The organism is Cognataquiflexum aquatile (genome assembly GCF_003316845.1).
Lineage (GTDB): Bacteria > Bacteroidota > Bacteroidia > Cytophagales > Cyclobacteriaceae > Cognataquiflexum > Cognataquiflexum aquatile.
In genome coordinates, this window is the sequence record NZ_QMIK01000002.1 from 298159 (window position 1) to 321781 (window position 23623).

At 37.3% G+C, this 23623-nt stretch carries 19 protein-coding genes; 8 read left to right on the forward strand and 11 right to left on the reverse strand.

What is annotated here, in order from left to right; genetic code table 11:
- Positions 1 to 752: 752 nt before the first annotated feature.
- Positions 753 to 1757 (reverse strand): SMP-30/gluconolactonase/LRE family protein, encoded by a 1005-nt coding sequence (locus DQW11_RS07745; protein WP_113923484.1) that lies wholly within the window; start codon positions 1755 to 1757, stop codon positions 753 to 755.
- A 385-nt stretch (positions 1758 to 2142) separates the two neighbouring features.
- Here DQW11_RS07745 and DQW11_RS22640 point away from each other — a divergent pair, with 385 nt between their 5' ends.
- The 6 genes from DQW11_RS22640 (at position 2143) to DQW11_RS07780 (ending at position 9434) form a co-directional block, all read left to right on the forward strand.
- Entirely contained in the window at positions 2143 to 2244 is a 102-nt protein-coding gene (locus DQW11_RS22640; RefSeq protein WP_394337141.1) for a DUF1016 N-terminal domain-containing protein, read from the forward strand.
- 115 nt (positions 2245 to 2359) lie between these two features.
- On the forward strand, positions 2360 to 3232 hold the full coding sequence (locus DQW11_RS07760; RefSeq protein ID WP_113923486.1) for a DUF4007 family protein: 873 nt from the start codon (positions 2360 to 2362) through the stop codon (positions 3230 to 3232).
- On the forward strand, positions 3222 to 6428 hold the full coding sequence (locus DQW11_RS07765; RefSeq protein WP_113923487.1) for a hypothetical protein: 3207 nt from the start codon (positions 3222 to 3224) through the stop codon (positions 6426 to 6428). Before DQW11_RS07760 ends, DQW11_RS07765 begins: the two co-directional genes overlap by 11 nt.
- Positions 6425 to 7528, forward strand: coding sequence for a phosphoadenosine phosphosulfate reductase family protein (locus tag DQW11_RS07770; RefSeq protein ID WP_113923488.1), 1104 nt, complete (start codon positions 6425 to 6427; stop codon positions 7526 to 7528). The genes DQW11_RS07765 and DQW11_RS07770 overlap by 4 nt, the downstream gene beginning before the upstream one ends.
- A gap of 11 nt (positions 7529 to 7539) precedes the next feature.
- The gene (locus DQW11_RS07775) at positions 7540 to 8565 is read left to right on the forward strand and encodes a DUF262 domain-containing protein (RefSeq protein ID WP_113923489.1); all 1026 of its coding nucleotides are present in this window, start codon (positions 7540 to 7542) and stop codon (positions 8563 to 8565) included.
- An 8-nt stretch (positions 8566 to 8573) separates the two neighbouring features.
- Positions 8574 to 9434: an SIR2 family protein gene (locus DQW11_RS07780; protein WP_113923490.1), complete on the forward strand. Its 861-nt coding sequence runs from the start codon at positions 8574 to 8576 to the stop codon at positions 9432 to 9434.
- Here the strand turns inward: DQW11_RS07780 and DQW11_RS07785 are convergent.
- From DQW11_RS07785 to DQW11_RS07815, 7 genes are all read right to left on the reverse strand, one after another.
- Complete coding sequence (locus tag DQW11_RS07785) at positions 9429 to 9923, reverse strand: hypothetical protein (protein ID WP_113923491.1); 495 nt, start codon at positions 9921 to 9923, stop codon at positions 9429 to 9431. The genes DQW11_RS07780 and DQW11_RS07785 overlap by 6 nt on opposite strands.
- Before the next feature lies 1 nt (position 9924).
- Positions 9925 to 12117, reverse strand: coding sequence for an AAA family ATPase (locus tag DQW11_RS07790; RefSeq protein ID WP_113923492.1), 2193 nt, complete (start codon positions 12115 to 12117; stop codon positions 9925 to 9927).
- Positions 12118 to 12333, reverse strand: a complete 216-nt coding sequence (locus tag DQW11_RS07795) for a hypothetical protein (protein ID WP_113923493.1) — start codon at positions 12331 to 12333, stop codon at positions 12118 to 12120.
- The gene (locus DQW11_RS07800; protein WP_113923494.1) at positions 12330 to 14552 is read right to left on the reverse strand and encodes a DEAD/DEAH box helicase family protein; all 2223 of its coding nucleotides are present in this window, start codon (positions 14550 to 14552) and stop codon (positions 12330 to 12332) included. Before DQW11_RS07800 ends, DQW11_RS07795 begins: the two co-directional genes overlap by 4 nt.
- A 79-nt stretch (positions 14553 to 14631) precedes the next feature.
- Entirely contained in the window at positions 14632 to 15765 is a 1134-nt protein-coding gene (locus DQW11_RS07805; RefSeq protein WP_113923495.1) for a cysteine desulfurase family protein, read from the reverse strand.
- 6 nt (positions 15766 to 15771) lie between these two features.
- Positions 15772 to 16317 (reverse strand): hypothetical protein, encoded by a 546-nt coding sequence (locus tag DQW11_RS07810; protein ID WP_113923496.1) that lies wholly within the window; start codon positions 16315 to 16317, stop codon positions 15772 to 15774.
- Positions 16305 to 16532 (reverse strand): hypothetical protein, encoded by a 228-nt coding sequence (locus DQW11_RS07815; RefSeq protein WP_157966068.1) that lies wholly within the window; start codon positions 16530 to 16532, stop codon positions 16305 to 16307. The genes DQW11_RS07810 and DQW11_RS07815 overlap by 13 nt, the downstream gene beginning before the upstream one ends.
- 1269 nt (positions 16533 to 17801) lie before the next feature.
- Here DQW11_RS07815 and DQW11_RS07825 point away from each other — a divergent pair.
- Both DQW11_RS07825 and DQW11_RS07830 read left to right on the forward strand, forming a co-directional pair.
- Positions 17802 to 18935 carry a metallophosphoesterase gene (locus DQW11_RS07825; RefSeq protein WP_113923498.1) on the forward strand — a complete coding sequence of 378 codons (1134 nt, stop codon included), beginning with the start codon at positions 17802 to 17804 and terminating at the stop codon, positions 18933 to 18935.
- Between the two features lie 615 nt (positions 18936 to 19550).
- A complete protein-coding gene (locus tag DQW11_RS07830; protein ID WP_113923499.1) occupies positions 19551 to 20015 on the forward strand; it encodes a nuclear transport factor 2 family protein in 465 nt (154 codons plus the stop codon).
- Positions 20016 to 20452: 437 nt separating this feature from the next.
- Here DQW11_RS07830 and DQW11_RS07835 read toward each other — a convergent pair whose 3' ends face one another.
- From DQW11_RS07835 to DQW11_RS07845, 3 genes are all read right to left on the reverse strand, one after another.
- Complete coding sequence (locus DQW11_RS07835) at positions 20453 to 20872, reverse strand: Ohr family peroxiredoxin (RefSeq protein WP_198669867.1); 420 nt, start codon at positions 20870 to 20872, stop codon at positions 20453 to 20455.
- A 620-nt stretch (positions 20873 to 21492) separates the two neighbouring features.
- Positions 21493 to 22698, reverse strand: coding sequence for a redoxin domain-containing protein (locus DQW11_RS07840; RefSeq protein ID WP_113923500.1), 1206 nt, complete (start codon positions 22696 to 22698; stop codon positions 21493 to 21495).
- A gap of 60 nt (positions 22699 to 22758) precedes the next feature.
- Positions 22759 to 23619, reverse strand: coding sequence for a sugar phosphate isomerase/epimerase family protein (locus tag DQW11_RS07845; protein WP_113923501.1), 861 nt, complete (start codon positions 23617 to 23619; stop codon positions 22759 to 22761).
- Positions 23620 to 23623 lie beyond the last annotated feature (4 nt).

Below are 23623 nucleotides of genomic sequence, written 5' to 3' on the forward strand. Positions count from 1 at the left end.
ACAGATGGTTTTCTAAATACGTCATTCTGAACCGGAGCTTGCGGAGGTGAAGAATCTCATTTATTATTGGTATTTTTCTTTGCGTTTTCGCGCCTTCGCGGGACATTTTTTACCGCAATGATCGCAATGTATCTTTCTCCGTGCCCTCCGCATCCTCTGAGGTAAAATTTTTCTTTGCGTTTTCGCACCTTCGCGGGACACATTCTCTTTTTTTTGCGCCAATCTGAGATATCTGCGGGAAAACACCCTTACCACAGATAGACACAGATTTTCACTGATGGTTTTCTATAAACGTCATTCTGAACCGGAGCTTGCGGAGGTGAAGAATCTCATTTATTATTGGTATTTTTCTTTGTGTCTTCGCGCCTTCGCGGGATATTTTTTACCGCAATGTGCCCAATGGTTTCGCTAAGAACGCAAGGACCCTTTCTTAAGGCTTTTACTTTTTCTTTGTGTCTTTGCGCCTTTGTGGGACACATCAATATTATTTTTCTCCGAGCCCTCCGTGTCCTCTGAGGTAAAATTTTTTCTTTGCGTCTTCGCGCCTTCGCGGGACATTTTTTACCGCAATGATCGCAAAGGTCTCGCTAAGAACGCAACGACCCTTTCTTAATGCTTTTACTTTTTCTTTGTGTTTTTGTGCCTTTGTGGGACACATTTTTAAAAACCGATTAGTGCTCTTTTTTTTGCGCCCCTGCGTCTTTGCGTGAAAATAAATCCCTCCGTGCCTTAGTGTCTTTGTGGGAAATGAATCACTTCAACCCCATCTTCAACACATAGTAATCCGCCGTGATATACAATGTCTTTTCATCCGTCGAAAAAGCACAATTAGAAGTCCTTTCCCCGGTATAGATGCGGGCCACAACCTTTCCATCCGGATTGAATACCCAAATTCCTCCCGGTCCTGTCGCAAACAAATACCCCGAACTATGCATTTTCATCCCGTCAGGAAGTCCCCGCTGCCCTTCCTTTCCGACCAAATCTGTGCTGTCAAAGAAGAGTTGCCTGTTTTCCACCACACCCGGAGAAACAATGTCATATTGGTACCACACGGCATGTTCAGGATCGGAATTGGCGACGATCAGCTTGCTTTGGTCAGGTGAAAAAGTGATGCCATTGGGACGGGAGAGGGAGTCCACCAGTAGCAGTTCGCCATCGGTCTTGAGGCAATAAATACCCTGAAATGAAAGTTCCTTCGCCGGGTCATCCACATTGAATTCCAAGCCATAAGGCGGGTCGGTGAAATACAAATTTCCTGCTTTGTCATAGATGGCATCGTTGGGGCTGTTGAGGCGCTTTCCCTGATAGTTATCCACAATGCTGACAAAATCTGCTTTGGGCTGACCCAAAGGCGCATTCATTCTAGCCATCCTTCGGTCTCCGTGTTGGCAGAGTACCAAATTCCCCTGTGGATCCAAAATCAGGGCATTGGAACCTGTCTCCCCGCCACGGGCAGCATCACCGGTATAGCCCGAAGGCTTGAGGTAAAGGCTTGTTTCACCCTTTGCATCAATCTGAAAAACCGAGTTGTTTGGAATATCCGAAAACAACAGCTTCTGTTCCTTTTCGAGCCAAAGCGGCCCTTCTGTCCACTCAAAACCCTCGGCAATTACCTCCAACTTTGCCTCAGGGTCTATCAGACCCAATGCTGCTTCATCCAGGATTTCTATCGAACTGTTTGGTTTCATGGTGTTTTTGGGTTGGGTGCAGGAAATGGCTAAAAGGAGTAAAAACGAAAATACGATGGAATCTTTCATGGTCTTTTGGGTTAGATAGAGTGCAAATATGTATGTACGCAATGATGCAAGTAGGTATGCAATCTTTTCAAATTCTTGGCTTCGGACTTAAATGCCCGGTACATCGGTCTTCCGACTTCGGTCTTCCGTCCCGACTGAAGAAGAATATAGGGTTACTGGCAAAGAAACGTATATCCATGAATGCAAACATCAATTTCGGATTTTTCCCTTGGAATCTGACTATCAAAGCCTCAATTTTTGATTTGGATGAATAAGAAAATGGTTTTTGGAAAGAAGTTGTTTTACGCATCAAATCATTAGCTGAGATTTTAGAACCTCAATTCGGATCAGGGTTTTATTACAGACAGTTAATTTGTTTTCGACAATTTATATCACTTTTCCAATTGTGTCCGCACTGCGGACGCAATTGAGTTGGACTCATTACAAACTCTTGTTGAGTTTAGAAAATCATGACAAAAGGGAATTTTACATAAACAATAGCAATTAAGGATTTCATGAAAGTGAATTTCCTAGAAAAACTTTTCTGTTAAACCTTTCCCTTTTTTTTTGTTACTTTATATCCAAATTGAAATTAATATTTTAAAGATATAGTTTAAGTCTTTATGAGTGAAATATTAGAATATTTTCCAAAAACAACTTTTTCCGGTCACGACTCTTTTCCCTGTAGGAATTTTTGGCTCAAAAAAGGATACGATTATGTGCTCTCTGGCAAATCATTTAATGATGATGATGCGGTAGTAATATTAGGTGTTGGGAAAAATATGGTTGGTGCTATAAGGTATTGGATGAAAGCTTTTAGCATGATCCATAACCATGATGAATTATCAGAATTAGCACATTATATTTTTGATGATGAAAAGGGTGTCGATCCATATTTGGAAGATGATGCCACTTTATGGCTTTTGCACTATCATTTAGTAAAAACCGGACTAGCCTCAACCTTCTCAATTATATTTAATTTTTTGAGAAAAGAACGGATAGAGTTTTCTAAACAAAATTTCATCCAATTCATCACTAGGGACTTTAAAAGTCAAAATGAAAACACATTGAATACTGATTTTAACGTGTTCTCTAGGATGTATATTAGGAACGAAGAAAGGTCAAAAGATAGAGAGGATAATCTTTCTGAACTTTTAAACGAATTAAATTTGGTTGACTCATTTCGGTCTGATAAAACGGAATTTTATATTATTGAGAATAGAGATAGAGATGAAATTCCTGAGGAAATAATTCTTTATGCGATTTTGGAAAACATTGAATTTGATTTGTCTGTAAATTTTAGAACACTTGAATCAGGTTTCAATAGTATCGGAAATGTTTTTGCATTGAATAAACACGGTATTTATTCTAAAATCCAGGCATTGTTTGAAAAATTTGATTATCTGATATTTAATGATCAAGCTGGAATCAAAGAATTGCAATTTAAAAGAAAACCTCATCCTCTTGAAGTGTTAAACCAATATTATGGCAAATAAATTTTCTCCTTCTACCAATATTCTTAGGGACTCAAACAGAGTCTTAAATTATATTCCAACTCCAAATGCCAAAAGGGTTGTAAAACAATTGGAAGAAAACTTTTCAAATGGACTCCACACGTTCAACTTAATTGGGTCATATGGTACAGGAAAATCAACCTTTCTATGGGCATTAGAACAAAGTTTGCTCAAGCAAAAAGAGGTTTTTAAAACCTGTTTCTTTCAAAATCAAAAGGTTGAGGTTTTTAAACTGGTCGGAAAGTATGGGTCTTTTGCAACCACTCTAGCCAACCGGCTAAATGTAGATTCTGAGAAATCCGAAGACATACTTTCGGAATTCTATAATCACTATTACAAGCTTCAAAAGGAAAATATAGCCTTAGTGGTGTTTATAGATGAGTTTGGTAAATTCTTGGAATATGCAGCAAAATACAATCCTGAAAATGAGCTTTATTTTCTCCAAGAGCTAGCTGAATTCATTAATGATCCTGTCAACAATACCATTTTAATTACAGCTGTACATCAAAATATTGATGCTTATGCTTTCGGTCTTACAAGTGCTCAAAGACAAGAGTGGACAAAAGTTAAAGGCAGATTTAAGGAAATTACTTTCAATGAGCCTGTTGAGCAATTGCTTTATTTAGCAGCGGAATCTTTACAAGGAGATAAAATTATCTCTAATGAAGAAAAAAAGAAAATCAAAAAGGCCTTCGTCCTTCTTGAAGAGTCCAAGGCATTCAATATTAATCCAATTTATGCCAATGAAATAGCTCAAAAGCTTTTTCCACTTGACTTGATTTCTGCCAATGTATTGACCCTCACACTACAAAAATATGGTCAAAATGAAAGATCATTATTTACATTTCTTGAAACCGAAGCAAAGTTAAAAAACGATTCTTCTTCCCAATTCTTTCATCTAGGAGAGGTCTATGATTATTTAATTAATAACTTTTATTCTTTTTTGAACTCTAGGTATAATCCAGATTTTGCTGCCTGGGTCTCTTTGAAAAATGCCATAGAAGCAGTAGAACTTCAATTGCTGGGAAATCATTCTGATGCTACAAAGATAATTAAGGTAATAGGCTTGCTAAATCTGACTGCAAATTATGGTTCTGTATTGGACAAGTCATTTCTAACAACTTATGCGAGTGCGTTTCAGGGGATAAAAAAACCTGAGGATGTAATTACAGAACTGGAGAAGAAGAAAATCATCATTTTCAGGGCATATAATTCAAAGTTTTCCTTGTTTGAAGGGACTGACTTAGATATTACAGAAGCATTGACATTAGCAGAAAATAAAATCAGTGATGTAGTTGACGTTGTAGGTCTTTTGCAGAAGGAGTACAATTTCAGTCCTCTTCTGGCAAAATCGTACTCCTATAAAACCGGAACACCGAGACTTTTTGAATTTTTGATTTCGGAATATCCGTCTAAAAATATCCCTGAAGGAGAAACTGATGGGTTTATCAATTTGATTTTCAATAACTCATTGATAGAAAAAGATATTTTTGAACATTCAAACAATCAATCTGAAGCAATTCTATATGGATATTTTAAAAATTATGATTCCATAAAAAATCAACTTTTTGAAATAGAAAAGACGAGAAAAGTTATTGAAGAAAATATTGGTGATAAAGTTGCAATTAAAGAGCTGAGTAATATTCTTGACCATCAAAAAAGATTATTGAATCACTATGTTATAAATAATCTTTACAATGCCAACCCAGACATAAGTTGGGTGTTTAATGGTAAGAAGCATCAAGTTGTCAACAAAAAAGAGTTTAATAAACTCTTGTCGACAATTTCCTTTGAGGTTTACTCCAAAACACCTCAGTTTAAGAACGAATTGGTAAACAGACATAAGATATCTTCAACAATCCACACCGCTAAAAAGAATTTTTTTAAAGCATTATATTACAATTGGGAACAACCGGATCTTGGATTTGAAGAATCAAGATTTCCACCCGAGAAAACCATTTACTTGACACTTTTGAAAGAAAATGGACTGGAACCATACACAGAAGATATTTTTGCAAGAAAAGAAAAATTAAAGAACTCAACCTTCACTCATGTTTGGATTGCGTCTTTGGAATTTCTAGAATCTACGAGAAAAAACAAAAGACCTATTTCTGAACTCAGCCAGATTTTGTCAAAAAGACCTTTCAAATTAAAACAAGGCGTGACAGATTTCTGGATGGCATCTTTTTTATACCTAAACAGAAATGATTTTGCGCTATTCGGAGAATCGGGTTATATCCCATATTTGACGGATGAAATACTTGAACTGGTAATTAAGTATCCCTCCGAATACCAAATGAAAGCATTTGATTTGGAGGGTGTTAAACTTGACCTTTTCAACAGTTACAGGGTATTTCTAAACCAAGCTGTTTCTGAAAAGCCATCAAATGACACGTTTATTGAAACAGTGAAACCTTTCTTGGTTTTCTACAGGGATTTGAAACCTTTTGCCAAGGAAACAAAACGCTTAAGCAAACCAGCATTAGCGATAAGATTAGCAATTGCCAGTTCAAAAGAGCCGGAAAAAACTTTCTTTGAAGATTTTCCAATGGCTTTGGGGTATTCCATATCGGGTTTACAAGACTCACAGGCAAGTTTTAATGCCTACATAGAAAAACTTCAATCAGCTATCATAGAGATTAGAAAGAGTCTTGAAAATCTTTATGATAGGCTGGAGGAATTTATTCAGGATGAGATTTTAGGAGAAAAATTAGAATTTGAGGAATACAAAGCCAAACTTCAACTAAGGTATGGTAAAGTCAAGAGGCACTTGTGTCTACCTTATCAAAAAACTTTTTTGATGCGAATAGACTCCCCCTTAGACGAAAGGAATCTATGGTTGAGTTCAATTGCCCAATCATTAATAGGAGCGCCGTTGGAGAATATCAATGATAATCAGGAAATAAGGCTTTACGAGAAGTTCAAAGAAGTAATTCTGGAATTAGATAGTTTAAATAGAATTGGTGTTTCAGGCTTTGACGAAGAGAAAGAAGATGTAATAGAAATAGAAATGTCTTCTTTTGGGAATGAAAAAAGTAAAAATTTGATTAGATTACCTAAAAGTAAAATTAAAGAAGTAGAGGGTATCCATGGAGAGTTGGAAAAGTCCCTGTCTGGGGATAAAAGAACTGATATTTATGCTTTGGCAAGCCTTCTCAAAAAACTAATGGATCAATGAAAAAAGTAAGACATCTTTTGGGAATTTCAGGAGGGAAGGATAGTGCAGCACTTGCAATTTACATGAAGAACCATTATCCAAATTTGGAAATTGAATATTACACATGTGATACAGGGAAGGAACTTGATGAGACATACCAATTAATCAGGAATTTAGAGGGCCTACTTGGAAAAGAAATTATTAAGTTAACAGGTACAGAAAATAGTAATGAAGACCCCTTTGATCACTTTCTCAAAATGTACGGTGGGTTTTTGCCCTCATCTAATGCAAGATGGTGTACAAAAAAGCTCAAGCTTGACCCGTTTGAAAAGTTTGTGGGGGATGATCCTGTAATATCTTATGTAGGAATAAGGGGTGATGAAGAGAGGGAGGGTTATATTTCTAAGAAGTCCAATATTCAAAGCATCTTTCCTTTCAGAAAAAACATATGGAGCGAGGATGTGGTAAAGAAGTTTCTAGCGAATCCAAATATGGATTCAGTAGTACAAAATTATCTTTCGAAGTACCAAGAGCCAAACCAACGCTTTTTAGAATTGCTGGATCAAACCATATCACCAAGTTTTACGCAACCTCAAAAGCTTAATCTTTTATTAGATACGGATATCAAAGCTTTTAATGACTTGGTATTTGATTTTATGAAAAGCACGGATTATCCTCTAGCCAAAGAAGAGCAATTTGCCTTAATTAATAATACGGATATCCTTGTTAGGGAAGATATCTTTAAACTTTTAGAGGATAGTGGGGTTGGTGTACCTGCATACTACAAGGAGAAAGAATTTGAAGTAAATGAACAAAAAGGCACTTATGCCCGAAGTCGATCCGGTTGTTTCTTTTGTTTTTTCCAACAAAAGATCGAGTGGGTTTGGCTTTATGAGCAGCATCCTGAGCGCTTTGCAAAAGCCATGGAATACGAAAAGGATGGATACACATGGATGCAAGGGGAGACTCTTCAGGAGCTTATTCAACCCGAGAGAATCCAACAAATCAAAGAAGAATATCTCAAGCGAACTGAAAGAATCGCAAAAAATAAAAAATCTCCCTATCTCGTGGATATTTTAGATGAGGCTGAAGGGGAAGGTTGTGCTAGTTGTTTTATTTAATATTTGATCGAATGAAGGTTGAAAACAAAGATTTTTCCATTGAGGAAGTTTGTAATTTGAAAAGTAAAATTGATCCTAAGCCTCAATACCAAAGAACCCAAGTTTGGAAAATAGACCGAAAAAGACTCTTAATTGATTCAATTATGCGTGGGTATGACTTACCTAAATTTTATTTAAACAAGATTCCGTTTAATTCTTTTTTTGATTTTGAAGTCTGTGATGGTCAACAGAGATTAAGAACGATTTGGGAATTCTATGAGGATAAATTTTCAATTGGGAAAGACCTAAAATTCGAAGATGAAAATCTTGATGGATTGAAATTTTCAGAGCTACCTGAAAAAGTACAAATCTTTTTTTTAAGTTATAAATTAACTATAACAACTATAATTGAATCTAAATCAAACGAAATTCGTGATCTCTTTGCTCGATTACAAAAGGGAATGGGTTTAAATCAAGCAGAATTACGAAGGGCGCTTTCCACTCAAATCGGCTCGTATGTGGAATCTATTGTAGATAATCATAGATTTTTTAAAGAATGTGGTTTTCCTAACTTGAGAAACAAACATCAAGATTATATTGACCATGTTATTTCTTACTTTGTCAATGGTTTCAACCTTGATATGAAGGGGATAGTTTTACAGGATGTTTATATTAAAATATCCCCTTATCAAGCAACTCAATATGTAAAAGAATTATCACTGATTTTGGATGCAATGGAGAAGATTAATAGTTATTCAAAAGGTATTTTTAAAAATAAGTGGGCTTTTGTTGATTCATTTATTTTACTTTTTCAAAATAAACATCGAAAAGTAGATTTTGAGAGATTTAAAAACAGATTCTTATACTTGGAAAATAAAAGAAAAGAATATCGTGGAAATCCAAAGAGTTTAATTGAAAAAGAAATTTCGACTGATTTCGATAAAAGACTTTATGACTATATTTTAGCATTTTCTAAAGACGGGAATTTGAAGGCAAATTTAAAAAAGAGAAATACGGTTTTTGATGAGGAGTTCAAGCATGTTTTTTTTGATAAATAAATACAAATATGTCATTAGACGTTGAAAGAATTCCAAAGGATCTAATTGATTCTTTTTCTTCGAAAAAAGCAGGACTTTTCGTAGGAGCAGGTTTGTCTCAAGCTGCCGGGTTACCTGGTTGGGAAGGTTTATTAAATGATCTAATTCAACTTAGTAAAGAAGTGAGTTTTAAGACAGATGAACTTTTCATAAAGAGTTGTGAACAACTTCTAAAGGATCCTAGTAAATATTTATTGTTAGCTCAGGAACTTAAGGATTTTTTACAAGATTCCTTTAGAAAATATATTATTGAAAATTATTCTGACAATTGCCCACCACCGACCTCGACACATTTGGCAATAATGGCACTTCCGTATCAATTTATCGTTACAACAAACTATGATACTTTGCTAGAAAATGCATACGTTAAAATCCACGGTAAGCAGGCCAAGGTTCATACATTCAATGATAGTCCGGATATTTCGTATGATTTATGGAATAATCGTCCATTTATCCTAAAAGCTCATGGTGACGCCAATAAAGCTCAGCAGGGGATAATTTTAACTGAGAAAGATTATCGACAAATCCTGTTTCAGGCTAGAGGATATCAAAGTATTTTGCAAACATTATTTACTACTAAAACAGTTTTGTTTTTAGGAACCTCTTTGAATGATCCTGAATTAAAATTATTGTTAAGTTATATTCATAGCTCCTTTCACGGAGGAGGACCATTACATTATGCCCTCATTGCAGATGATCAAATTAATAAAATAGAGGCAGAGAGTTGGAGAAAGAACTTCAATATTCAGATCATTCCATATAATTCTTCAGACAAACATAAAGAAGTAGATGATTTCGTCAATTTTTTAATTTCAAAGGTCCAATCATAAATCCAACATATCTAAAAAACAATTCTCATTATCCACAAAGAACCTAGGATCCTCCTCCTTTTTAGCTCGGATCAAATCAAAGCCTCCATTAGCATATTCTTCAAGAAGTGAGCGAAGCTCAGTTATTTTGGATTCCACTTCGCTTTCTTCCATTTCCTCAAGTTCATTTAAATCGATGCTTGATTTTGCTAAGATTCCCATAATAATATACTCTGTTATTTCCTGAGGTTGCCAAGATCGAATTTCAATGAACTTCTGTTTTTCCGTTCCCTTGGCAATTGGAAGTCTGTAATCCTTTTTCAGTCCCAAGAGTGCTGCATACATATACATTTCATATCTGGTTGAAAAGTACTTACCCTGTTTCCACCTCTCTTCCTCTGTACTTGTTCCCATAGTTCCACCTTGTTCAATGGTGAATTCTAAGATCATTTCGTAGTACTTCTTATCGTATTCTGGAGATCGATCTTTTATTCTTTTCAAAAATTCCATCTCAGTTCAAGGCTTTAATGTTGGTGGCTAGGCTTTTCCTATTGGTTCTGTCTGTCTCAGGTATGGTTGGAGTGATCATATATACTTTACCCAAACGTATTTCCTCATTTTCCAAAAGTTCTCTTCGAAGAGTTTCATTTCGATAAAACTCTTTGCTCATGATTATACTCTGCTTGTAAACTTGGCTTACTGTCTTACAGAAACCGAGGGTATAATCATCACCAAATACAGACATTGGCGCATCCGTTATCAAAGTGTATAGGTCAGTATCTCTAGATGCTTTTCTAGCCGAAATGATAGCCATAATTGTGGCTAACTTTATCAAGATGATATTGCCTGTATTTAGCTGATGCAAGACATTTCCATTTTCATCCACCAATTCTGGCATGTAATTCTTGCCATTAGTTAATTCTTTGAGTTTAATAATTCCTCTTGCGGACAGATTCCGCTGTATCATATTTTGATAATGCTTATTCGCTTCTTCCTCCAACATTTTCACCAGTTTTTGAAATACTCGTTTTCTTGTGGAGTGGGCAACTTGGTAAAATTCATTAAGTACTGTTCTTTTTTCTTCTAGGTATTTCGGGATTTCTCCAACTACTAAAGAGGAAAGGTCTTTGTTAATCTGATCAAGCTCCTTCTTTTTGTTATTGATAAGGTGTGTTTGATTTGCAATTTGGGTTGCAAATCTCTTAACCTGTTCATTTAGGACAGTGTACCCATTTAAAATATCAAATGCTTCCGTTGAGGTCATAGCAGATTGAGCCGTAAGAGACCTAAGTTCTTTTTCAATTTTTTCGAATTCCTCAAGTATGGTTCTTCTTTTTGATTCAATTTCCTCTTTTCTCAAAAAGGTATTCTGAATATCGTTATCGATGTTTTTGATGATATGTCCAAGCCCAAGCCCATTTTGATAAAGCTTCTTAAATTCACTTTCAAAATCAAAGTTGGTTTTTACCTCTTCTTCAATCTTCGAGTTGTCATCCTCCGTTGTATAAAGCAATTCTTTGATTTTTAACCAAGCCTCTGATCCCTTGGGAGCTTCACGATCGCAGACCAAGCATTTTTCCTCCTCAAGCATCCTATTGATGTGAATTGGCTCAGGAACGTCAAGTGGAAGCCTTGTTTGAAGTTTTTTCCTTAGTTCATTTGTTGCTTCAAACTTTGCGTTTGCAAGGGCTTTTTTTTGAAGTTTGCTTGAAATGTATTTTTCATACTTTTGATTGTATTCACCGAAAAGCGCTTCGGTTCCCTTCAATACCCATCTATTAGTAAAAAGTTTTTTATGGAGATTGATTTGTTCTTTATCAAATTCAGCTTGTACTTCGCCTAACCTTTTTTCTAAGTCCTTCCTCCTTTGATCAAGTCTTCTAATAGTTTGGGCTTCTTCCAATTTATTTAATTTGGAATCAGCTTTTTCTTCTGCGGTAGATGATGAATCTCTTAATTGCATCTCTTCCTTTTCCAATTCTTTTATTTTCTTTTCAAGTTTTTCCTTGTCAATAGATAGCTGCTCACTTTTATTTGTATCCTTACTTAGATCTCTTCGTTTCTTGTCGTACTCTTTTTCTGAGGAAGCTTCTAGTTCATCAGCTATTTTAATGATATTGTCAAATTTCGAAATGTTGGAAAGGACATTGATAGCATCTGTTAGAGTTTCCGACTTGTTGAAATCGATGATTGATTCAACTTGTTCGCCTTGAAACCACATATAAGGTTTTACATTGTCCGGGAGGATGTATCTTTTTATTCTTTCAATTTCATAAGGATCTTTTTCAATCCTTGCATTCATGAATTCTAAATCCTTTTTGCTAACTATTTCTTCGCTCTTTTCATCTTCAATTATCTTGTCTCCATCTTTTTTTATACTATATCTTCTTTCGAGAATAACCACATCACGCTTTTCAGGATTGTGAAAAGTTAGGATAACTGAGGCGGTGATTTTTCCCTCTTCTATGTCAAATATAGCTTTGTCGGAAATGATAGCTTTTTTTAGTTTACTAGTATAGCTAAATGTTTTTATTGAAGTATCAAAACATTTATCGTACATCACCCAATAAAATCCATCGTATAGTTTTGACTTTCCATATCCATTGTCTCCAATTATCACATTGATACCTTCTGTAAAATCAAAACGGTTATCCATGCCTGAATAGCACATGAAATTATTCAGTTCAATACTTGTCAGTAGCATCTATTGCTGGTTTAAAAGTTTGTTGATTTTCTTTTCAGTCACGTTTGGACTTTCTGAGGATGTTTCTCCCTCAATAGCCATTTTGATCACTTCGATTAGCTTGTTGTTGGAATGGGAGAACCATTTATAATTTTCCGCTTCTTCTTTTTTCAAATGTCCTTTCTCAATGATCAAATCATCGGTGAGAAATGCTCTTAAAATTTCCTCGCTATTCATTGTGTCTGAAGATTATTGTGAATGGTGTAGATGTTCAAATCGTAATTTTCGCATATCTCCTCGAAAACAGCTTCTGTTTCGTGGGGATTGATGGAAAGAGAAGCAAAATACATGACCCTTTCAAGTTCCTTAGCGACTAGGGATTTTTCAAGATTAAATGTTTCCGAACTTTTATTGAAAGATTCAATCGGAGGGATTACAACCAAGTCATGGATTGTGGCCACTGTTTTATCCGGGTGCCTTCGGAGAATTCTTCCTCTTCTTTGGATGAATTGTCTGGGATTACCTGTAGAGGAGCAGAAAATAGCATGTTCAGCTCTGGGAATATCGACACCTTCGTCAAGGCATTTCATAGAGGCAATGACTTGAATCTTGCCTTCTTTGAATTGACCAAGAATACTATCTCGGTCAGGCATTCCGCTTGTGAACTGATTGACAAAGATCGATTTATCTATTTTGCCTATTTCTCTGGTATATTGATTTATGATTTTTATGCTTTCGTCTTCCAATTCCTCCTCCTCTAATTCCTCCTGAGTATAGCCTTCCGGAACATAGATGAAAGTGTAATTCAGATTACCTTCTTTTTCGAACCTTCCTTTTAGAATCGAAATGGTTTTGAACAACTTATTCTCTGCCTTATGAATTATCCTTTTCCTTTTTAATAGGAGCTTTTCAACTATGTCATTTTTTTCCAAGGAGTCAGATCCCTTGTTGAAAAATTTTGCAAGCTTTTTAGAGATTTCAATGTATTCAAATAATTCTTCACTTGTTAATTCTACAATGTGAGGATGATAATAATACTTGCAAAGGATGCCTTCATTGATTGCTCTCTCCATTCCAAAGGTATAGGTATATGGCTCGGAATCATTAAAAAATCGCTCCATGGACATACTGCCTTCTAAATCATAGATCCGTTTTGGAGTGGCAGAAAGTCCAATTCGCTTATTGAAAGGGATTTGTGATAACCTTGCCAAGATGCTTTTTGAACCAATGTTGTGTGCTTCATCAGCAATGAGAATAGTATCATTTGAAAAATTGGCGAGATTTTTAAAAAATTTGTCCTTGACAAAAGAAGCGTAAGTTGTAATTACAATAAATGATTTTGGAATCCTTTTCGCTGTCGATAAAGTGGTCGCAAGTCTGCCCTCCCAATTTTCTTTAGACGATACTTTTATAATTTCTTGGAAATTGAAACTCTTGGCTTCTTCTTCCCACTGATTGACCAAAGTAATGGTCGGGACTAAAATTATGGCATTGTAATTTTTACCTTTGGATTCTTCAAGAAGGCAGTTCAGAGAAGTAATTGTCTTACCAGTCCCGGTAGCCATAGCAAATATTCCTTGATAGTCGTTTTTAACCCAATTGTTATACGCTTCAATCTGGTATTCTCTTGGGCCTGATGGATAGGGAAATCGCGGTTCTCTGGATATCCTATAAATTTGTTCTATTAATTTTTCTAAAGTTCTTTTTACTTGTTTATTGTCGTTTAACCTTTCCTTCTTAGAAAGTAATTCCTTTTCTTTTATCAACAACTCTTGTTCTGTCCTACCACCAAATTCATCATGAATTGCAGTTTCTATGCCCTTAGCATCCAGATAATTGACAGAATCATCGATTTGGTTGAAGAAGTTTTCGAAAACTTTTCCTTGCCTAGATATCATCTTACTTGACCTGCTGTTTTCCCAACTCAAATACGCATCTAGCTCTTCCAAATTTTCCAATAATCCAAATGCTGTAAAATTGCATGATGCTTTGAAGCCTACGGCATCGTCCTTATCATAAAAAGCACCAGATTTAAAATGAGATATTCCTTTGCCTATTTTGGGCTTAATGATTACCAATTGGATTCTTTTTTTGGAAATTAACCAAGCTAGGCATTCAAAAAAATGTTTGTTGTATTCGCTAAGCCCATCCTTGATATCTTTAATATTTGAAAGGTCTAATTTATTGTAGGGAGCTGAGTCATCATTGGCTGTCAAAACAGCATTTTTATCATTTTCAGATAGGAAATTGTTAATAACCATTCTCAAAGTTCCTCCCCGGTGAAGGAAAGTGGCAAAGCCCAGAGCCAAAACATTGATCGCTGCCGAACTAAAATACCCCAAAAGTAAATCCAGTCTGTTGCTATTACTCAATCCATCTAAGTAAAATTGAATGGGTTCGCTCTCTGAATTGGTTCTGTAAGACCTATCTTCTGACCATTTTACTTCCTTAAGCATAATTTAAAAAGCATGGAAAAATTGAACAAAACGATTTGTTGATAGAATTAGACAAGTATAGTTTAAAAAAATTTGAATTCTAATCTATCCAACTGAAAAACATTTTGGAAACGGTATTTATTTCTTGAACGGTATTATACTTACCTAAAGAGACCCGAATAGTTGAAAAAGCATCAGTGTCAGAAAGCCCCATAGCTAATAATACATGTGATGGTTCAATCAGGGCTGAGGTACAAGCTGAGCCATTTGAAAAAGCTATATTTTTTAATTTACTAACGAGGATATTTGCATCAATTCCTTCTATGCAAAAGCTAAGAGTATTAAAAATTCTTTCTTTTGAGTTACCATTTAAAGTTACTCTTTCATTTTTCAGAAAATTCTCTTCAAGGAAATCCCGCATTTCCCTAATCTTCTTTTCATTTTCTGCCATCTCCTTTCCTGCCAATTCGCAAGCTTTTCCTAACCCTACTATTCCTGGAACATTTAGCGTACCGCTTCGGAATCCTCTTTCATGTCCTCCCCCATGAAGCAGTGCAGGAATTTTGACCCGGTTTTGACGCTGTCTGATATAGAGCACGCCAATTCCCTTGGGCCCATAGATTTTATGTCCACTGAAAGTCAAGAGATCAATGCCTAAGTTATCCACATCCACAGGTATCTTGCCTAAGGACTGTGTGGCGTCAGTCATAAATAAGGCACCGGATTGGTGGGCTATCTCTGAGATTTCTCGGATTGGTTGGATAACTCCTGTTTCATTGTTCACATGCATGACCGAAACAAGTATGGTTTCCGGCCTCATGGCATTTCTAACAGTTTCTAGGTCAAGAAGGCCGTCTTTTTTGACAGGCAGGTAAGTGGCCTCAAATCCTTTTGTTTCTAAATATTGGCAGGTATCCAAGACAGCACTATGCTCTGTGGATACAGTGATGATATGATTTCCTTTTTGCGAATATGCTTCTGCTACTCCTTTGATTGCAAGGTTGATCGCTTCAGTGGCGCCGCTGGTAAAAATGATTTCATTGGTTTCTGCACCAATTAGGCCAGCTACCTGTTTCCTTGCTTCTTTTACTGCTTCATAAGCTCCTAATCCAAATTGATGTGTGGAGGCAGCATTGGCAAAATTATTTGTGAAATAAGGCATCATTGCCTCAAGGACTCTTGGATCTAAAGGGGTAGTGGCGTTATTGTCTAAATAGATGATTTCATTACTCATACATTTTCAAACAAAAACGTCTTTGAATAATTCGTTTTTGTCTCCGCTATATTCTACATTTTTTATTTCTCTTCCATCAATATTTTCGATTAATTCAACCGTGACATATTCTTCATAAACATTTAGGTTTTCTGTTTCCCCATTCTTGGTTTGCCAATATCTGTCCTTGGATTTGGAAATAGAGCTTATGTGGATAAAAGCGTTGCTTAAAGAGATTTCAATCGAATCTCCAGCAACCATATAGGAATAATCAAGGACTAATTTTCCCTTGCTCGGTATTATATAATAGCCATATTTAGTTTGTATTGAATAGTTGTCAGGCACTTGATAGAGCTTTAGAGACCATTCTCCCTCGAATTCTAAGTTTTTAAAAATCGCAGGAAGTTTCATTTTAACTTCCTCGTAGTTTTGAAAGGTTTCGGTTGCAACATTGACACGACCATCTATATCGTTTCCAATCAAGATGAACTTTGAAAATCTGTTAAACCTTGAGAATTTCTTTTTCGAATGATTAAGGTGATAGCTGATCATTGGATTTTTTAATTGATGCATAATGCGTTTGATGCAGATTTTTTCATTCCTAGGATTTCAAAGTCCTTTTCACTAACAAAGTCCCCGTTATCATAAACACCCAAAGAAGGCGAGTACAGTAAAGGCGAGAAAGAATTTCCTTCCTCGTCTGTCGAGGCAACTACAAGCATATCTAAGGCCTGAGGGTTTTCTTTGGTTATGGAATTAAGGCGGTCAAGCAATTCTTTTAATTTCATATTCTTAAGGATTATTCGATGAATAAAAATGTCAATCAGCTTGACAATCATTATGTTATAATTTAAAAATTTAGATTAAAAAGGCAAGTGTTCTTAGTAATCAATTTAAAAAATATTTGAAATCCTGACTTTAAATGGAATCAACCCTACTCGAAAGCCAATCTCTGAAACCTCCCTCCAAACCCCTAGCAAAGACCTACCAAAGTAGTAGCAAAGTAATACCAAAGTAGTACCAAAGTAAGGGATACTGCGAGCTTACCCCCCTCGTCAACAGAAATATAATGCACGATGAACATTTTGTAATTTACATTCGGTAAATCAACAGCTAGAAATGATGAATCCAATTAGTCCTTTTCCGACTACAGGCTATTATGATCCCAAATGAAAAAAGATCTTTAACTTTTCTACCGGACAAGAAGAAGAACAAGCCGTATTTCCAACCCATTTCCCAAAATAAAACAATTCACCCCAACTTAAAATAAATCAATTCTAAAAGAAATAATACAATATAATTTCCAAAAATCGGCATTTTCCCCCCACTTTCCCCTATACTTCTCCTAACCCTCTCCTGGGGACCCGTTATACCCTCCCCCACCATTCGTTAACTTTTGACCAATTTCCAAGAAACCATATAATTATTCCGATAATTTAATTGCTTGTACTTTTTCAAGACAATCAGCGCTAGTCTTTTTACCCCTTAGGCATTCAATCCCTTCCTTGTTTTGGCGGAAAGCCATGTTCAACTTTGGTCATCAAATTAGCCAAAACCGCACCTGACTTCCCGGTTGATCCTGATCTATAAATATGTCACCCCTTCGGGGTTTTGCCTACCCTACGATCAAATCCATTTTTCTATAATCCTACCACCCCTTCGGGGTTTTCCACATTCCGACAACCCGACAACGCGCAGCAGACAACAATTTCAGTATGCAGTCTCAGTTTTCAGTTTGCAGAGCTGACAACGCGCAGCAGGCAACCACTACAATAATTACAACCCGATAACGCGAAGCAGACAACTTGAAAACCCGCCAACGCGAAGCAGGCAACAACTACAACAACTACAACAATTACAACCACTACAACCATTCCAACCCGATAACCTGACAACGCGACGCTGACAACTTGAAAACCCAACAATGCTAAGCAGGCAACAATTACAACCAATACAACAATTACAACCACTACAACCCGACAACGCGCAGCAGACAACCACTACATCAATTACAACCACTACAACCCTCCAATGAATTTTTTCATTATTTTTAATCCATGTTCCAACGATTCTTTCAAATCCTCAAATCACCCATAGTTTTTGTGTTGCGGAAGCCCACCATTTGGTTTTCCAAAAAGATTTCCTCCTCACCGGAAAGGGAGTTTGTCTTCAGGAGATTGACGGAAATTTATAAGGACATCACCCAAAACCCCGAACCGGAAGAAGGTGCACTCTACAACCTTGACCTGCGTGGCAACAGCTTCATTATCCTCAGCGATGTGCACAAGGGGAATAGAAAAGGCCGGGACGAATTCCGTCATGCGGAGAACAATTACCTTACTGCTTTGGAACATTACAATGAAAAGGGAGCGTATTATATCAATTTGGGCGACAGTGAGGAGTTTTGGAAGTTCAACATCTTCTCCATAATGCAGCACAACAAAAAGACATTTGAGGCAGAAAGGAAGTTTGTGAAGCGGAATGCTTTTTTTAAAATCTACGGCAACCATGACCTTTTTTGGAAGATAGATCCATTTTCGAAGATGTACCTTCGGGAGATTTATGACAAAGCCATCAATATCTACGGGGGCATTGTGGTGCGGGTCAATTACAAAGATGGGAGACATATTGATGTCTTTTGTACCCACGGACATCAGGGGGACAGAAGGAGCGACGGCAATAAGTTTTCGATTTGGTTTGTGGCCTATATTTGGGGGCCTTTGCAGTCATTTTTGGATATCAACATCAACACCCCTGCCCTCAGCCAAAAGGAAAAAACCCTCCACAACAAACTCATGTACGAATGGAGTCAGCAACAGGAAAATGTGGTCTTGGTAACCGGACATACCCATCAGCCCATCTTTCACTCTTACAGCCACATCCAACAGCTTCGGGCACAGTTGGAGGAGGCAAAGAAAACAGAGAATGTGGATAAGTCTGCCGAATTGGAAGAAAAGATCAAAAGGCATCCAAGCCAATGTACCTTAGGAGTGGCTGATTTGCCGAAGTACAAGCCCACTTACTTCAATGCCGGCTGCTGTTGCTACAGTGACAACAGTATTTCAGGGATTGAGATCGCTGACGGATTTGTCAGGCTTGTCCGGTGGGCTGAGGAAGAGGGAATCTCCAAAAGGGTGGTCTTGGAGGAATTGCCCTTGGGTGAAATGAAGGATATGTTCATGGATAGGTAAGAAAATAAATTCCCACAAAGCCTCAAAGCCACAAAGAAGAATAGAAAGGAAGTTTCCCACAAAGCCTCAAAGACACGAAGGAAAAGGAATTCAAGTAAGAAATTGAGTTTCACGCGAAGGCGCAAAGATGCAAAGAAAAAGCAAATAAGAGAGATTTTTCACCTTCTCAGGAGGCGGTTCAGAATGATTGTAGAACAACTGTTATTAGTTTCTATGTTCTCTTTGTTTCTATAATTGTGGTAATAAATTAGCTCCACCTCGGAGAAAAGCCATTGCGATCCTTTGCTTAACCATAGCGTCCATTGCGGTAAAAAATGTTTCCCACAAAGCAGCAAAGACACAAAGAAAAGCCCATTGCGCTCTTAGGGAAACCTTAGCGACCATGGCGGTAAAAAAACAAAGTTATCTGTGCTCTCAGTGTCCTTTGTGGTAAAATAAAATAACACATACTTCAAATAGCGCCCCACAGCGAAACCCTTGCGTCCATTGCGGTAAAAACTTTCTCATCTCCACATTCAATCCTTTTGTGCCTTTTGTGGTAAAAAATGAAACAAGTCCATTCTTTCTAATTCGTCCATAATTGGTTAAATTTCAATCAAGTCAACTTCTTAAGCCATGGACAATTCAAAAGTTATCCACAATTTTTACAGTGCTTTTGCAAAAGGAAAAGCAGATGAAATGGTTTCTTATTACCATCCCGATGTTGTTTTTGAAGATCCTGTGTTCGGAGTGCTTAAGGGTGAAGAAGCCAAAGCGATGTGGAAAATGCTTCTCAACCGGAGTAAAGGAAACCTCAAGGTTACCTTTTCTGATGTCAAAGTAGTACGTAATTCAGGAGAAGCGAAGTGGGAAGCAGTTTACCCATTTGGTCCCGATAAAAGAATGGTTCACAACAAAATCAAAGCTGAATTTGAATTCAAAGACGGGAAAATCATCCGGCATACTGATAAATTTGACCTGTGGAAATGGTCGAGGATGGCCTTGGGTATCAAAGGCACGTTGTTGGGTTGGTCACCTTTGGTACAAAATAAAATCAAAAGCCAATCCAAAGCGCTGCTGACCAAATTTTTGGAAAGGTAGGAGAGTACTCGACCGTCTAAAATTTTAGCAGGGAAAAAAAAAATAGTCAAAATTTTTTTTATGCCTAAACCAATTTTTATAAATGATTTTTCTTCTTCAACAAAAGCTTAAATCGTTAAGAAACAACCACTATAAAAGTGTCTGAAAAACCCCTAACAAAAGAATTATAGAATTTTATTGATATTTTATTGAATAACCTATTCTGTGTATTTTTTACCTTCTCCGGAGCTATTATGTTGTTGATCTACTTTAAACTGTATTATATTTTATTGAGCATTTTGAAAATTACAAAAGATTGTTCTAATTTACCTGTCTTGCTGACCACAACGTACCACCAAGTGAAGAATCTCACAACGAATGGATAAAATTGATACCCGGTTTTATCTGAATTTTTTTGGGATTTTTCACTTCTTTTTTTTCAATTGAGAAGCCTTCTTCTATAAAACCTTTACCCTAACTTCGATATTTCCTTTTACAGCCTTGGAATACATGCATTCTGAATGTGCAGCAGCCACCAATTTCTCTGCTTCTTCCAAAGAGGGTGCTTTTGGAATGCTGACTGCAATGTCCACGGCCAAGGCATATCCTCCCTTGTCAGATACTCCCGTATGAACCTGTACAGTGATTTCTGAACCATTCAGGCTGACTCCCTTTGCAATAGCAGCCAAAGTTCCTCCAAAGCAGGTGGCATATCCTGCGGCAAACAGCTGTTCGGGATTGGTCTTGCCCCCCGGTCCGCCAATTTCCTTTGGCATCGCCACGTCAAAATCCAACATGCCGTCATCTGTCCTGACATGTCCCCGTCTTCCGCCGGTGTTGACGGCCGTCGCTGTATAGCTGATGTTAATTTTTTCCATTGTTTATCTTTTTAAAAGTATTTGAAAAGTATCGGTACTGTTGATAACTTTTCTTTCAACCCAACTGTTTTGATATAGCGCTTAATTTCTTATGCCCAATTAACCCATTAACCAAATAACCCGCAGAACAAAGAAACCATCCTAACCATTTCGGTATAGAAGAATTTTTTATTTATAAGATTCGTGACCGAAATTGAGAATGGTACCCAATTTAAACCATGGGCTGCGGTGCATTAAGATAAAAGGAAGTATAAAAATCGGTTTAGCATCTAACCCATGGCTTCTATATTTCGCCCACTTCGGGGCTGTGATCTTTATGGTCAATTGATAGAAATCCGGAATTCTCAATATTAGTTAAATTCTCCTATGATAACCGCGGTGAGATTGCGAAATTCAGTTCTGTTGTCGGGACCTGGCCGCCATAAGTATGTATGGAAAAGTATTATCGAGCTAGTCCCAAATAGACCATTAACCAATTAACCAATTAACCAATTAACCAAATAACCAATAACCAAATAACCAAATAACCAATAACCAAATAACCAATAACCAAATAACCAATAACCAAATAACCAATAACCAAATAACCAATAACCAATAACCAATAACCAATAACCAAATCAATAATACCTCCCAATCATAGGATGATCGACAATAGCCCTTTTCAGTTCCAAGGCATTGATTTCTCCCATTCTTGTATAAGCCATTTTTCCTCCAGGTTCGATCAAAAGGGTGATAGGGAGACTTCCGTCCCAACCGTTTTTGACTACATCGATGACAGCATATTTGTCTTCTGTATCGATCAGGTAATTTGGAACAGCAGAGTATTTGCTTTGCAGAAACTTTAGGACCTTATCTTCCTGATTAGGGTTGTCCATACTCAGAGAGACAAACTGAAAATCCCTGCCCATGTACATTCTTTGAATCTCAATAAACTCCGGATATTCTATCACACAAGGCCCACACCACGTCGCCCAAAAGTTGATCAGCAATAATTTGTCAGTATCATTTTTGAGCAGATCAGCCAATTCGGTTGTGGATATCTTTTGGACTTCCACCGGTTTTTTCTTCCATTCCTCATTGGTTTTGATGGTGTATTCATTTTTCCAAGCCCATTTGGTAGAGCATCCAAAAGCCGGCGTTATAGACTTATCCACAGGCAGGGGTTCTCCGGCCAAAGTTTTTTCGATAGCGTTTCGGAGGTCTTCCGCATTGGCAGTTCCGGGTTTTTCGGAAGCGTCTATCCTGCCGGAGTAGCTGAGTTTTCTTTCTTTATCAAATACAAAAACCTGAGGAGTGGCTGTTGGACCGTAAGCCAAGGAATATTGATGGGTGTCTCCGTCATAGAGGTATGGGAAATTATACTTTTTATCCACATACCGGATCTGCATACTTTTGTAATCGTCACTCAGGTCGGTATAGCCCAATTCTTCCGGTAAAATACCAATAGGACTGTTTGGGGAAATAGCTACGAAAGCAACGCTTTTTCCTTTGTATTCATTGACCATGTTGATAAACCTGTCCTCATAGGCCTGTGCTGTCGGGCAATGGTTGCAGGTGAAGTTGATGACCAAGACATCTGCATCTTTGAAGTCATCGATCGAGACCATTTTACCTTCTACATCAGGCAGATTGAAAAAGGGGGCCTGATCTCCGATTGCCAATTTTCCAACAGGCTGTTCGGTCATCTCCTGTGGATTGGGAGTAAATACCGTGGTGGAATCCTGTGATGTCTCTTTTTCTTCTGAGGATTCCTGTTTGCCGCATGCTCCTAAAAAAGCCATGCTAAGAAGAATCAGAAATGTGGATAAGTGATGTTTTTTCATAGATTCGGGATTTAAAAAAAAGCCTACCCAATCGAAGAATGGGCAGGCCTTTTGACTCGCTTATTTTACATATGCCGCCTTGTTGAGGTATTCAAAGCTTTTTTGGACACTGTCGATAGGTTCATAATTGTATTTTTCAACCTCCACATAGAAATCCTTCATTCCTTGGGCATAGGCAGCCTCAAAGATTGGTTTGAAATCCATGGTTCCGCTTGCCCCGATTTCCTCTTCGTCTTTGATATGGAGTAGAGGGAATCTTCCGGGGTATTTTTTCAAGTAATCCACAGCCGGATAGCCACCTTTTTGTGACCAATACACATCAAGTTCAAAGCAGACAAGCTTTGGATCGGTATTTTTGATCATGTGGTCCATCATGATGGTTCCTTCGATTTTTTCAAATTCGCGGGAGTGGTTATGAAAGCCAAACATCATCCCCGATCTTTTGGCCACGTCCCCTATGGCGTTGTAATAGTCACACCATACATCCAATTCTGCCAAAGTCTTCGGGATAGGCATGGAAGGTTTGATGAGGTATTTGGCGCCCATCTTTTTATGGTCATCGGCTGCTTTTTTCCACCAATCCAAAGCCTCTTCCTTCTTGGCAGGATCATATTGCGGTCCGCCAACATGGGCACTTTGTAGTTTCATACCCAAATCCTCGATATATTTTCTGTAAAACAGGGGCTCCATCTCATATACCATTCCATCTTTGTAGCTCGCATTCTCAAGGTGTCTGTATCCAATAGAAGATACAATTCGTAAAGTGCCCTGAGGATCATCTGTCATGGCCTTTCGTACAGAATATAACTGCAATCCTATTGGCTTTTTGGCAAATGGAGCCGCAAATAAATCCTTGGGGGCGAGGATACTTCCCAATGCCAACGCGCCTGATATTTTCAAGAAATCTCTTCTTTTATTCATGATA

Excerpts from the sequence above, each read along its gene's own strand:
- DQW11_RS07770 (WP_113923488.1), top strand. The coding sequence starts at position 6,425 with ATGAAAAAAGTAAGACATCTTTTGGGAATTTCAGGAGGGAAGGATAGT.
- DQW11_RS07810 (WP_113923496.1), bottom strand. The coding sequence starts at position 16,317 with ATGCATCAATTAAAAAATCCAATGATCAGCTATCACCTTAATCATTCG.
- DQW11_RS07785 (WP_113923491.1), bottom strand. The coding sequence starts at position 9,923 with ATGGAATTTTTGAAAAGAATAAAAGATCGATCTCCAGAATACGATAAG.
- DQW11_RS07765 (WP_113923487.1), top strand. The coding sequence starts at position 3,222 with ATGGCAAATAAATTTTCTCCTTCTACCAATATTCTTAGGGACTCAAAC.
- DQW11_RS07795 (WP_113923493.1), bottom strand. The coding sequence starts at position 12,333 with ATGAATAGCGAGGAAATTTTAAGAGCATTTCTCACCGATGATTTGATC.
- DQW11_RS07830 (WP_113923499.1), top strand. The coding sequence starts at position 19,551 with ATGGACAATTCAAAAGTTATCCACAATTTTTACAGTGCTTTTGCAAAA.
- DQW11_RS07745 (WP_113923484.1), bottom strand. The coding sequence starts at position 1,757 with ATGAAAGATTCCATCGTATTTTCGTTTTTACTCCTTTTAGCCATTTCC.
- DQW11_RS07775 (WP_113923489.1), top strand. The coding sequence starts at position 7,540 with ATGAAGGTTGAAAACAAAGATTTTTCCATTGAGGAAGTTTGTAATTTG.
- DQW11_RS07790 (WP_113923492.1), bottom strand. The coding sequence starts at position 12,117 with ATGCTACTGACAAGTATTGAACTGAATAATTTCATGTGCTATTCAGGC.
- DQW11_RS07845 (WP_113923501.1), bottom strand. The coding sequence starts at position 23,619 with ATGAATAAAAGAAGAGATTTCTTGAAAATATCAGGCGCGTTGGCATTG.
- DQW11_RS07815 (WP_157966068.1), bottom strand. The coding sequence starts at position 16,532 with ATGAAATTAAAAGAATTGCTTGACCGCCTTAATTCCATAACCAAAGAA.
- DQW11_RS07760 (WP_113923486.1), top strand. The coding sequence starts at position 2,360 with ATGAGTGAAATATTAGAATATTTTCCAAAAACAACTTTTTCCGGTCAC.
- DQW11_RS07800 (WP_113923494.1), bottom strand. The coding sequence starts at position 14,552 with ATGCTTAAGGAAGTAAAATGGTCAGAAGATAGGTCTTACAGAACCAAT.
- DQW11_RS07835 (WP_198669867.1), bottom strand. The coding sequence starts at position 20,872 with ATGGAAAAAATTAACATCAGCTATACAGCGACGGCCGTCAACACCGGC.
- DQW11_RS07780 (WP_113923490.1), top strand. The coding sequence starts at position 8,574 with ATGTCATTAGACGTTGAAAGAATTCCAAAGGATCTAATTGATTCTTTT.
- DQW11_RS07840 (WP_113923500.1), bottom strand. The coding sequence starts at position 22,698 with ATGAAAAAACATCACTTATCCACATTTCTGATTCTTCTTAGCATGGCT.
- DQW11_RS07825 (WP_113923498.1), top strand. The coding sequence starts at position 17,802 with ATGTTCCAACGATTCTTTCAAATCCTCAAATCACCCATAGTTTTTGTG.
- DQW11_RS07805 (WP_113923495.1), bottom strand. The coding sequence starts at position 15,765 with ATGAGTAATGAAATCATCTATTTAGACAATAACGCCACTACCCCTTTA.